This is a genomic window from Mucilaginibacter sp. AK015 (genome assembly GCF_014200785.1).
Taxonomy (GTDB): Bacteria; Bacteroidota; Bacteroidia; order Sphingobacteriales; family Sphingobacteriaceae; genus Mucilaginibacter.
Window position 1 is genome coordinate 1,480,543 of sequence record NZ_JACHCV010000001.1, and the last position, 13,307, is coordinate 1,493,849.

Genomic DNA, 13,307 nt, shown 5'->3' on the forward strand with positions numbered 1-13,307 from the left:
GTAATTATTTTTCGGTAGATAATGAATAGGGTGCATCCGCCGCCCGGGTACCCTTTTGCTTATTAGGCCGCGGCGACATGTTAAAGTTCAGTACAGCGCCTTTCAGCAAAGCCGAGTGACTAAGCCAGTTATGGGTATATGGTTTACCGTTAATGGTTAAACTGTTCACATAACGGTTTGCCGGGCCATTGTTTGCGGCATTGATAGTAATGGTTTTTCCATTCTGTAGCTTCACTGTTATTTTTTTGAACAGCGGGGCGCCTAAGGCGTATTGGTCGCTGGCAGGGGTTACCGGGTAAAAGCCCATTGCCGAAAACACATACCAGGCCGATGTTTGGCCGTTATCCTCGTCGCCGCAGTAGCCATCCGGGGTGGGCTTATACATTTTGTTCATTACGTCGCGCACGTGCAGCTGGGTTTTCCAGGGCTGGCCCGCGTAGTTGTACAGGTAGGTCATGTGCTGGATGGGCTGGTTACCATGCGCGTACTGGCCCATGCCGGCTATCTGCATTTCGCGGATCTCGTGGATAACGCTGTGGTAATAGCTATCGTCAAAAACCGGCGGAAGGATAAACACTGAATCCAGCTTGTTCACAAACTTCTGGTTGCCACCCATCAGGTTTATCAATCCCTGCACATCATGAAAAACGCTCCAGGTATAGTGCCAGCTATTACCCTCAGTAAAGGCATCGCCCCATTTAAAGGGGTTGAACGGACTTTGAAACTTGCCATCCTTGTTCTTACCGCGCATTAAACCCGTTTGCGGGTCAAAAAGGTTTTTGTAATTCATGCTGCGCTTGCGGTATATCTCCGTTTCGGATGCCGGGCGGCCCAAGGCCTTGCCCAGCTTGTATATGGCAAAATCGTCATAGGCATATTCCAAGGTGCGGGCGGCATTCTCGTTTATCTTCACATCATATGGCACATAACCTAAGGCGTTATAAAAATCTACTCCACGCCTGCCTGTGGCGTTTGGGCCTTCGTTATTGGCGCCGTGCAGCAGTGCCTTGTACAGCGTATTGATATCATAACCGCGGCCGCCTTTTAAATAAGCTTCGGATACCACCGACGCCGAGTTGTTGCCTACCATTACATCAGCATAGCCGGGGCTGCTCCACTCGGGCAGCCAGCCGCCTTCCTTGTAATCGTTTATCAGGCCCTGCTGCATCTCTTTGTTGATAGAAGGGTAAACCAGGTTCAGGAACGGATATAACGCCCTGAAGGTATCCCAAAAGCCTGTACCGGCAAACATATAGCCCGTCAGTACCTTGCCGGTATACGGACTGTAATGCACGATATTTTTATTGGCATCCAGCTCGTACAACTTGTTTGGGAAGAACAGCATGCGGTACAGGCAAGAGTAAAAGGTACGTGTTTGATCGACCGAGCCGCCTTCAGCAACCAGTTTGCTTAAGGTAGTATTCCAGGTGGTTTTTGCCTTTTGCTTGGTGAGTTCGAAATCATCTTTACCCACTTCCCTTTGCAGGTTAAGTTCGGCCTGTTCAATGCTGATGAAAGACGATGCTACACGCAGGTTCACTACCTCACCTTTTGTAGTGTTAAAGCTGATCACCGCGCCGGCATGGTCGCCGGTGTATTCCAGCTTACCATCGTCAATATCTTTACCATGCCAGGCAGATGCGTTTTTAAACGGCTTATCTACATAAATAACAAAGTAGTTTTTAAAGTTGGCAGGCACTGCGCCGCTGTTGCGCGTACTATAGCCAATTATCTTGTTTTGACCGGGGATGATCTTCACGTACGACCCTTTGTCGAAAGCATCTATCACAATGTGCGCGCTGTCGCTCCTGGGGAAGGTAAATTTAAAACTTGCCGCGCGTTCGGTTGGCGCTATTTCGGTTGTCACGTCGTAATCGGCCAGGTAAACGCTGTAATAATAGGGTTTGGCTATTTCGGCCTTGTGCGAGAACCAGCTGGCGCGCTCTGTTTCGTCAACCTTTATCTTCCCTGTTTCCGGGAAGATGGAAAACTGGCCGTAATCGTTCATCCAGGGCGATGGCTGGTGCGTTTGCTTAAAGCCAACCAATTTATCTGAATTGTAGGTGTATTGCCAGCCGCTGCCCATTTTGCCGGTCTGCGGTGTCCAGAAGTTCATGCCCCATGGCACCGCTATCGCGGGATAGGTGTTACCGTTTGAGAGCGACGGCTTGGAGTCGGTGCCCATCAGCGGGTTTACAAGGTCGGCAAGGTTTGCCTTATCAACCTGCGCCAAAGCCATCAGCGGTAAAAAGGAAAGGGCAACTAAGAATAATTTTTTCATTTTAATATTTTGATATGATAAACCGGACGCGGCAATCCAGCCACACTACACATACACGGTACAAGCCCATGTATGGTAGTAGTAACTGTTCTTAAACCAACCCCATGTTTACCAACTTAAATCCACTTTTATCCCGGCAGGGTCGTTCGCGAAACCCAGGTACACGGTGTTTGACGATGCATCCCAGGAGGTCTTCACATCTGTAATTTGCTGCCCTTTGCTATTGGTAACTTTAGTTACCCTGGGTTTTGCCGGCAGTAATACCCGCATGCTGTTAAGCGTTTTTATAGGGCTTTTAACAACAAATGAATAATTTTTGCCTGCAACCTTTTCCTGGTAGGCGCGCGCGGCGGCGGCTAAAACCTGCGGCCTGTTTTTATTGACCGCCCTGTTTAAATTGTATAGCAAAGCCTGCTCGCCGGGGTTAACTACCTTTTGGGCTAATACCGGCAGTTGCGGGTCGAACAGGTCGATAACCGGGCCCTTGATGGTATAGGGCTTGGTATCGGGGTTTTCGTCCATAACCGATATCACATCATACGGGCCCCGCTGCAGGTACAGGCTGTTTTTGAATACAAGCTTGCCTGCCTTCGCATCGGTTTCAAAGCCCTGCTTAACCAGGCTTATAAATTTGGTATCGGCATCAGTTTCTAAAACAAACTCTTTAGGGTTTTGCCTGATGATATAAACTGCGCCTTTGCCTACGGTGTATTTCTCTTTTTCGGCAGAGGGGGTAATGCCCAGCAGCTTAAACAAGTGTTGTGATGGCGCTTTAAAGTTCATGCCTTTTGTATCCCACCAATCCATTACGGTTTGGTACGGGTCGTCATCGCGGCCGGCGTATATCAATACCCCGCCCTGTTTAACCCAGGCAGCTAATGCCGTGTGTATTTGGGCCGATACCGGCTTCATATTTGAATAGCTGACCACCAAAACTTTGATATTTTTTAAAGTGGCGGCGTAGCTCAGGTTCTCCATATGCACGGTTTGCACCGGCACACCACGCTTTAACAAAGGCAGTGTTTGGCCGTAAAAATTGGAGAACTGCGGATCTTCAAACCCATTATGCGTTGGGAACCGCTGAAACATCAGCGAGTTGCTCATTAGCACGCCTATGCTGTTCACTCCTGTTACCTTATTGGCAGACCGGGGCATGCTGTTCAGCGCGTTTACCATCACCTGCATCTGGGTTGAATAGTATTGCGGTATCAGCACCTTCTCGTTGCTGTTGGCTACCTTATACGGGCGTGTGTAGATACGCTCGGGCCATGGCATTACCTCGTAGTCGGCTACCATGGGGTATAAAAGCTTGGCCGTAAAAGTTGCCTGGTAATTCTTTTTATAATCAGCCCAGTCGCGCGGCCAATCCTCAATGGGGTCTGTCAGGAAAAACATTTTGCGGCCGGTTGGCGCCGTCATCGATACCATTGAGCCATATTCCAGGAACGCATTCTCGAACACCCTTTCCTTTTTCTGCCCATCGAAATAAGTAGGTTCCCGAGAAGTACCTGTCCATACCTGTGCTATATAGCCATCTATCCCCGGCAAGGATGCCAGGCTGGCCTCGGGACTAACAATTTGCCACGATGAATAGTTAACCAGCGAGTGTGTAGCGATAAACACTTTTATGCTTTTACCCTTACTTTTACCGTAAGCTTTGGCATAGCTCGATACCTCTTTTATGGCTTCGTAGTAGAGGTGGTATTTCAGCTTGTTCGACAGATAAGTATTCTCTGCCGATTCGTGCTGAGGTTTCCAGGGGAAGCCGTAATATTTTTGCCACTCGTCCTTAAACGGCGCGCTGTAACCTGCCCTTGCCCAAAACTCGGGCTCTTCTAAAAAAATGTTGGTTATGCCAACGTCGATCACCCTTTTGATCACGGCTGTTTTCATATACTCGATAAACGATTTTACCGGCACCACGTAAGGCATATCCTTACCATGAAATATGGTATCGCCCTTTGCGGTTACCTGGCCTACCCCAAGGTGGTTTATGCCATCCCACTTGCCTAAAAAGTAATCTTTGTAATCGCCCCAGGCTATGCCGGTCATAAAGTTGGTTTGATAGCCATGGTCGCGCCATGATTGTACGCGCTGCTCAAAGGTCATATCTTTGCGGTCGTTAACCCCGTAAACAATGGCGATGTCAGACCGCACATCGATCTCGGGCATCCAGGGGCTGCTGGTTTGAAACGCGGTTTTTTCTTTTAACGGAGACGGTTTGGTTGCCTGCGCGTTTACGCGGGCAGACAGCGCAGACAGGCAGCAAAAAAATAGAAGTTTTTTCATAGATTTTGTATAAACCTGCTTAAGAATTTAACATTCTTAAGCAGGGTAGAATAGCAATTATGGAACACTTACAGTTTTAACATCTGTATAGTTGTAATACTTTAAGCCGTAATTAGTGCGCGCACCAATCCTTAAAAAATAATCTCTGCCGGTAGGCAGCGGGCCGCCCTTGGTAGTGATGGTTATCGACTGCCCTAACTGCGCGTTAGCATCAGACCCGTTGTAGTTTATCTGAGTAGAATAGCGGTCGTCGAAATTGTTGTTGCCTGTAAACTTGTTGGAGTTAACAAACAACCTCACATCGGTTATATCTTGCTGAAAGTTGGTATCATTGGTACCGCGGGTGATCTTAAACGTTACAGAGATAGTACCGTCGGCGTTTAGCACCGGTTCGCCCTGCCACTCTATCCTTAAAAACGGATCGACCGAAAAGTTTACGGTTGTTGTACCCTTGATATCAACCGTCTGGCTTTTATCTACCGTAGTTGCCCCGGTGGCATCTGTTTGCACCAGCGGAACGAAGGCCCCTTCGGCGCTTATTTTATTTTTACCGGGGAACAGTTTGGTGTAATTAAAGGTACCGTCCTGCATCGAACTGATGTAGAAAGGCGTAGGGTTATCGCTCCAGCTTATTTCAAGCAGCTTTATACGCGTACCGCCGCCGCCAATTTCTGTTTGCAGGGTTTTACCCGTGCCGGCGTCTGTCACACTGCCGTTTAAGGTTTCAGCCGGTGCGTCGTAATCGTCTAATTTGCTGCACGAGCTGCCTGCTAAGGCTATCGCGCATACAGCTATCATATATAATATCTTTTTCATTTCTGTAATAATTAATAACCTGGGTTTTGTATTAATTTCTGGCTCTTTTGAATCTCGCCGTTTGGTATCTGTTCGTAATACCAGCGCACATCAAAGGTGTAGCGTATATTGCGCTCGTCGGTACGGGCATCAAAGAAGTACTTTTTATCGTTAGCCGAATAAAAAGGCATCAATACGCGGTAAATAGTTGAGTTTTGCTCTTTATCAGCAGTTCTCCATCTCCTCATATCCCACCATATCTTATTTTCGAAACCGAGTTCCTTCCTGCGCTCGTTGCGGATGATATCTATATCGTTCAGGTTGGCGGCACTGGCCAAAAGATCGGCACCGGCGCGCTCACGTATCTGATTGATGATCGTAAAGGCATCCTGCAGGTAGTTCTTGTCGTTTTGCCCAAGCGTATTAAGCTCATAAGCGGCCTCGGCACGGTTCAGTAAAACTTCGGCGTAACGCATCTCTATCCAGGTTTGGTCAGACCGGTTTTCCAACACTTCTGAGGTAGGTTTATCGGGCACCAGCCACTTACGAACCGAAAAGCCTGATATAGCGCAGGTACCATCACCGGTGAAAATACCGCTTAAACCCGCAGGATTCATGGTGCTGCCATCAGGCAGGGTATACGGTGTTTGCGAGGCGTTTGATGATTGTACAATATTAGTGGTAGGATAATTTGCGGTTGAGCCTGCAGGCAGCAGCGGACTAATGCCCCCGGCCGAACTGCCGGTGTAGATACCACGGCGAATTTCGATACTTTGTCCTTTAAACTCATCGCCGGGAAGTATAACGGTTGCCCTTAGTCTGGGTTCGGCGTTGGCAAAAAGGTCCATGGTGGTATTGTACAGATCATATTTTCCGGCTGTCATGGTTTTGATCGTACCATCAGCGTTCTTGGGCAGGCCGTCAAACAGTTCCACATAGTCGAGCGTAGGGTTAACCTCGGCCGAGTAACCGTTTGCACCCATTAACTGGCGGGGCACATTGTAGGCATCATAACCATGGACAGATTCGGGGTAATGGTACTGCCGCACAAATACATTTTCGGGGCTGGTAGCGTCGAAAAACATATTCACAAAGTTTTGATACTGCGCTGTCTTATCGCCGGCGGCCCATGCTTTTTTGTAAAGGCTGTACTTGTTTTCTAACAATACGGCGGCATCATACGACGCCTTGAAATAAGTAACTGCTTTTGCGGATGGTATACCACAAACCCGGTTACCCGCTGCATCAACCAAAGTAATGTTATTGTATTTGGCTATTGAACCTGCATATAACATTGCCCGCGATTTAAAACCCGCTGCAACATATTTGTTGGCCCGGCCCACCTGGTTGTTTTCGCTGATGTTCTGGTAAGCGTAATCAAGGTCTGTGGCGATGAAATCATAGATAGCCTCCTCTGACGAACGGGGGATGTTTAAACTTTCCAGATCAGGTGTGGGATATTCTAAAACCTTGTCTATCAAAGGCACGCCGCCGTAACGTTTTACCAAAGCAAAATAAGTTGCCGCCCTAACAAACCGGGCCTCGCCCAGCCAGGAGTTTACCTGCGCCTCGGTAAAACTGCTTGAATATTTCGGCAGATTCTCTATAAAATAGTTGGCATCCCTTATCAGCGAGTAACACTCGGCCCAGGGCGATTCGTCTACGTTTTCCTGCATAGCGCCGCGCTGGTCGCGGCTTAATGCCTCGCCGGTAACGGCGGGGAACGGACTGATGATCCAAAAGAAATTAAGACCGCGCTGCGGCGAGTACCTAAAATCTTCGATGGGTAACTGCGAGTATAAACGGGCCATGTAGGCCTGTACGCCACCAGCGTTGCTTAACGCATCCTTATCCTGGATAATATTTATAGGTGGTATATCCATCTTTCTGCAGGCCGATGTCCAGCACACAAAAAAGCATATCAATATATATATCGTTTTTTTCATGATCTTAATGTTTAAAGCTTAACATTTACGCCTAATGAGAATGTTTTATTAAGCGGGTACAGGTAACCGTACGTGGCCGAAGGGTGCTCGGGGTCGAGATATTTTACACCGGTAAAAGTTAATATGTTATAACCGGTAACAAATATCCGTGCACCCTTTATACCTATCTTTTTAGCCGCGTTGGGCGAAAGGCTGTAGCCTAACTCTGCCGATTTTAGCCTTACGTAAGAAGCATCCTGGATGTTGAACATAGAGTTTACATCGGCAGTAGTGCCTGTTAAAGCATACTTACCAGGAATCCAAACGGTGTTGGGGTTGTACGGATCGGCGTTGGGGTCGGCCGGGTGATACCTGTCCATAAACATCTCCAGCGCGCTGCCGCCACCCCAAAGCGGTATGTTCAGCTGCTCGATGTATGATACGGTAACATTTGTGGCGCCCTGCCATAACATATTAAAATCAAAGCCTTTGTATGAGCCGCCCAGTGTTAAACCAAAGTTGGTTAACGGCGCGCTGTTGTATGCAATGGGGTGCACATCGTCGCCGGTTATCTGGCCATCGCCGTTCCAGTCCTGGTACTGATAATCGCCTACCACGGCGTTACGCGATACAAACTGCTGGCTGTTCAGTATATCCTGGTAACTGGTAAACTGCCCGTCGGCTCCATATCCCCAGTAAATGTTGTTCCAGCGGTCGTTTTGGTTATTGTGCCAGTTTAATTGCGAGTTTCCATAAGGTGAGTGCTCTACATACCTGTTTTTGGTGCGTGCAAAGGCTACATTACCCTTTATGTTATAATTGAATGCGCCTATGTGGCTGCGGTGCGTTAGCTCCACCTCGAAACCCTGTGTCCGGTCGCTGTTTAAGTTTTCCTGTGGTTGTCTCGCTCCCAAAACACTGGGCAAGCTTTGCGCCCTGGTCGCCAGCAGGCCACTGCCATCGCGCCTGAACACGTTAAAGGTGGCTCCAAGCAAACCGTTCCATGCTTCTGCATCAAACCCAAGGTTATAGGTTTCGGCATTATACCACGTAAGGTTGGCGTTAGCAATACCACGGCTGGCAATGGCGTTTACAAATGTACCGTCGAATACTGAGCCACCCGGCAGCTGGTTGTTTGACCCGCCGGCGGGGTAATCATAACCGGTAAGGAATTGGTAGAAAAGCGAATTGTCGGCTCCAACCCTGCCGTACGATGCCCTCAATTTAAAATCGTTGATGAACGACAGGGCATGAGAATCTTTCCAGAAACCCTCCTGTGATACGCGCCATCCTACCGACCCTGCGGGGAAGAAGCCCCATTTTTTTGAGTTAGGGAACCTTGACGAACCATCTTCCCTGAAACTAAACTCGGCAAGGTATTTGGATTTATAGTTGTAATTGATACGCCCTACAACTGATTTGTTCACATAGTCGTAAATGTCGCCCACGTTGGCCGATCCGATCTGATTTTGCGCGTTACCGGCAAATATCTGGTCTACCGGTAAAGAAAGTTCGCGCTGCGCGTAAAAGTTATCCTGCTGGCGGTGGTTTTCTTCATACAATAACAGGCCTGTGAAACTATGGTCGCCAAAATTGTGGTCGTAGTTTAGCGAAAGCTGCATTAAGCTGCCCGGCCGCTCAAACGATTCGTTGCGGATAGTAGCAGGCGATTGATAAGCTGTTGGCCTGTAAGTATCGCTGTTTGCGTCGTAGTTGTATTGGTTGTATGATTTTTGGTAGATCTTATTATTTGAATGATAATAATCATATGCATACAAGCCTTTAGCGCTTAACCCGGGTACAAATGGCAGCTGCCAGGTTGCCGACACCTGCGATTGCAGCCAGCGGTTTGTGTATTTTCTGTAACCGTTTACATCAGCATCGGCCAATGCAAGCGGGTTGGTGCCATCAACTTCGCCAATGTTAAAGTACGCGGGGTTGTTATTGGCATAAATAGGTTGGGTTGGTACCTGCCTCCAAAACGACCGGATGATCCACCAGGCATCCTGGTAAGGCTGGTCCTTTTGATCTAACGTACCGTTTATGTTTACATCAACCGTTAAATTTTTGGTGATGTGGGTACTCAGGTTCGAACGCAGGTTGTAGCGTTTGTAATTTAGGTCATCGCTCCGCAAAAAGCCATCCTGCTGGGTGATGCCCATACTCACAAAATAGGTGGTGTTATCGTTACCGCCCATGGCGTTTAAATTGTGCTGCTGCTGCGGCACGCTGTTTTTAATAACAGGCGTGTACCAGTCTGTACTTGTACGGGTACCAGTACGGAAGGCGTCAAAATCGGATTCCGAATATTTAACCTGGCCGCCGTTAACGTTATGCAGTAATTGCTCGTTAACCAGCGTCATAAAATCTATAGCGCCAACCGCCTTTGGTAATCCCGAGGGCACCTGCACACCGTAGCTGCCAGAGTAATTTAATTCAAGCGACCCCTTTTTACCCTTTTTGGTAGTCACCAAAATAACGCCGTTTGCGGCACGTACACCGTATATGGCTGCCGATGCGTCTTTTAAGACCGATACGCTCTCGATATCGTTCGGGTCGAGGCGGGTTATGTTATCCCGCGGCACACCGTCAATGATCACGAGCGGGTCTCCAAAGCCGCGAATGCTGAACGAACTGTTGAACGTTCCGGGCTCGGCAGAATTTTGCGTTACCCGCAAACCCGCCACCTTACCGGTTAACGAGTTAATAACGTTCTCGTTTTTTGTAGTGGTGATTTCGCTGCCCGAAACGCTGGCGACCGAGCCTGTTACCGTAGCTTTCTTTTGCGTGCCGTAACCTACTACCACCACCTCGTTTAAGGTAGATGAGTTTTGCGCCAGCGTAATGCTTACTGTTGATTGCGTATTAACCGCAACCTCCTGCGGTGCATACCCTAAAAAAGAAAACAAGAGCGTTTGGCCCGGGGATACGTTAAGGGAGTATCTGCCGTTAACATCTGTAACCGTGCCGGCTGTGGTGCCTTTAATGGTTACCGATACACCTGGTAAAGGCCCTGCATTATCAGATACTACACCGGTAATAGTTCTGCTTTGCGCGAACGCCGCGCTGCCCATCAGTAAAAACAAAAGAAACGTGATACAATGGCGTACCGTCCTTTTGATCTTTACACCATAATGAATGCCACGGCATTCACCATAATTGGTAAAAATTTCATCCATAGGTAAATTGGTTTTAACTGGTTTATAACTGCGCCGGTAACGCTGTTGCAGGGGTAAACCCAGTACAGCCGGCACACAAGTATAAAGGGGGATGTATTAAAAGCAGGGTTAAAAAAGGGGTTAATAGAGTTAAAATTTTGTTAACCGCGAATTATTAACCCCTTTTTTAAGAAATATCCCTGACTATCGGTGAAGTATTTTGAACCAGGAATCGATTTTATTTGCAGATCTTATCGAAGTGAACAGGGTATTCGCTACCCAGTGATTTTTGATATTCGTTGATAAACTCGTCGTATAAACGTTTGGCATGATCGATGCCCTTTATTCTGCGGACTGATTTAAGTTTGTATTTTAAAGCGATATCGTTAAACGGATCAATGTTGAGCACTACGCGGGATATTTCGAACGCTTTTTTATGATCGCCGCTTTCATAGATCTTTTTCACCTCAGGCAGTATCACCAGCATAAGCGACTCTTCAAAGCTCAGTTTTATATCGTCCAGCCAGGTCTCGGGCAGGTATTGCAGCAAGCCGCCGCGTGCAAAAAGCTCACAGTTATCAGTTACAAACCGGCTTGCCGATAAATTGTGCTCTTGTATCTGGTGCAGCGCATCAATGATGACAAAATAATCGCAGAAAAAATTTTCGCTTAATTGAAAGCTGTAAGTATCATTCAGGAAAGTAAGTTCTATACCTTCCAGATCGGCTATGATATTACGCAGGTGATTAATTGTTACCCCTTTGATGTTTTTTGTACGGGTGATGTCTTTGTCGGGCCATAAAGTAGCTGATATTTTTTTTGAAACAACCCCTTGTCCGTCCTTGCTGTTCAGTAAAATAAGAATGAATAATTGTTTTATTTTGGGGCTGAACATATAGGTAATGTCCCTGCTGTGCTTGTTAAACACCACAAATTCGCCCAACAGATAAACGGCATTTGGTTTTTTATCGGCCTCTTTTTTGCGGGTGTAAAATTCAGGGGTTATTTCTTCGCCGGTATATATCCCGCCCTGCGATTTTCTGCGTTTACGTATAAAATACCATGCAGCGCCGCCTATTATTATAAGGCCGGTAAGGTAAATGTATAAGCTGTTGAACTTATTTGTGGCCGGCCGCTGCGAGTTTAAGTAAGCCTGCTGACTCACCGGTGGCGCGGTGAGGGAATAGATGCGTACGGTTGACTGTGCCGGGGATACAAACTCCTGGGCGGTGCAATAAAACTCGCCTTGTTGGGGGTTGAAAAACAAGTTAAAGTCGCTTTCTATCCGCTCGGAAGTAACGGGTATGATACCGCTTACAATTTCGTACGACCCGTCCCTGATAGAAAATTTATAAAGCCGCAGGTTGGTCTTTGGTTTTTCGTGCGGGTAACACAAGGCGTAGAAATACTTTTTGTCTTTAGAGATAATGAGGTTATTGGCCGATACAAACGGCTCCTCTTCCGGGCTTATTTCCCAGCATTTTTTAATGGTACGGGTAGTTAAATTTACCCTATACAGGTCATAAAAATGTTTGCCCCCAACTATTTGATTGCCCGACTGGTTGCCATATCCCCCGAATATATAAACATTGTTATTCTCGTCGGCCTGGCTGCTTCCCGAAAAAAAGCGCGGCGAAATAGTGTCGCCCTTAAACGTAACCTTCTCCCATGCATCTTTATCTGGAAGGTATTTGAAAAAATCTTTATGGTACGAAAAAGAGCCATAGCCGCCAAAAAGGTAAAAGTTATTCTGATCCTTATCAAAAAATACGTTGTGATGGTGGCGCTGTTCTTTTATTAAAGCCTTGCCTGTTGCCTCCCACTTCAGCGTATTCAGGTCAAGCGCGGCTATGCTGTGTAACGAATCGGGGGGCTGCACTTCGTACACATAGCACTTACCCTCCCTTGTATTAATTACGCTTTTACCGAGTAAAAGGGTAAGCGGAAGCTTATTTTGGTAGGGCCGGCTTGTTATATTATCCTCCTGAACGTTGAAGGATATCAGCGAATCCTTTTTAAACATGAACAGCTGCTGCCTGTCCGCGTCAAAATTCAGGCCTGCTACCTCGTTAAAGGTCCGCCTGAACTTAGGTGTCCAGAAATATGATTCGTTGATCAGCCAGGCGGGGTGATCAACGTACCCGAGGGCATCACCCCTATCCGTATGCACGCTGTTGCCCTTCCATTCGTTGAGCGGGAAATAATAATCTTCGCTACCGTCAGAAATGGCAAGGTCTTTAACAGCCATATTAGGAACATCAGAGTAATGCTTATTTTTACCGAAGGTTATCTCGGGTGTCATTTCGCCATCAAAACCAAAGCCCGTAGCTTTGTACCATTTGCCGTTAACCAAAAAGCTTACGGTATTGGCTTTCAGGTTAATGTCGGCCCTAACCTTTATCCAGTTACGCTTTTTAAGTTGTGCCAGGTTGAGCGGTATCTCTATTTTATTGCTTTTGCTATCAATATTGAAATTCAGCGTAGGCGACCCGTTGTGATTATAAATGTAAGTAAGGCTATAGGAGTTGCTTTTGGTATCGGTAATGTTAAATACATAGCCCAGGTGATCGTTATCCCATAACGAAAGATCAAACTTTATAGATAACTTATCATGAAAGGTGGGCTTATCGCCTGCAAACACCATATAGGATGTGCGCCGGCTTAGCAGGCTGTCGTTAGAGTTAAACTGCAAACCCTGCGCATTGCCTTGCAGTGTGCTAAGTAAAATAATTAAGGTACATATAATTTTATACACCGTTTGCGGCAGCAATAAAATCCTGTTATATACTTTCATTATAAAATGGGTGAATGTAGGTAGTAAAAACAATGCGACAAAATTATGTTTTTCGCCATTAAAAA

At 47.0% G+C, this 13,307-nt stretch carries 6 protein-coding genes; all 6 read right to left on the reverse strand.

Annotation, left to right across the window (positions count from 1 at the left end; genetic code table 11):
* Positions 1 to 4: 4 nt before the first annotated feature.
* Positions 5 to 2,281, reverse strand: coding sequence for a GH92 family glycosyl hydrolase (locus HDC91_RS06545; RefSeq protein ID WP_183549547.1), 2,277 nt, complete (start codon positions 2,279 to 2,281; stop codon positions 5 to 7).
* 108 nt (positions 2,282 to 2,389) lie between these two features.
* On the reverse strand, positions 2,390 to 4,570 hold the full coding sequence (locus tag HDC91_RS06550; RefSeq protein ID WP_183549550.1) for a DUF4350 domain-containing protein: 2,181 nt from the start codon (positions 4,568 to 4,570) through the stop codon (positions 2,390 to 2,392).
* Between the two features lie 57 nt (positions 4,571 to 4,627).
* The gene (locus HDC91_RS06555) at positions 4,628 to 5,386 is read right to left on the reverse strand and encodes a DUF3823 domain-containing protein (RefSeq protein ID WP_183549553.1); all 759 of its coding nucleotides are present in this window, start codon (positions 5,384 to 5,386) and stop codon (positions 4,628 to 4,630) included.
* 11 nt (positions 5,387 to 5,397) lie between these two features.
* Positions 5,398 to 7,311 (reverse strand): RagB/SusD family nutrient uptake outer membrane protein, encoded by a 1,914-nt coding sequence (locus tag HDC91_RS06560; protein ID WP_183549556.1) that lies wholly within the window; start codon positions 7,309 to 7,311, stop codon positions 5,398 to 5,400.
* 11 nt (positions 7,312 to 7,322) lie between these two features.
* On the reverse strand, positions 7,323 to 10,469 hold the full coding sequence (locus HDC91_RS06565) for a TonB-dependent receptor (RefSeq protein ID WP_183549559.1): 3,147 nt from the start codon (positions 10,467 to 10,469) through the stop codon (positions 7,323 to 7,325).
* A gap of 217 nt (positions 10,470 to 10,686) precedes the next feature.
* Positions 10,687 to 13,242, reverse strand: a complete 2,556-nt coding sequence (locus tag HDC91_RS06570; RefSeq protein ID WP_183549562.1) for an LPXTG cell wall anchor domain-containing protein — start codon at positions 13,240 to 13,242, stop codon at positions 10,687 to 10,689.
* Positions 13,243 to 13,307: the final 65 nt, after the last annotated feature.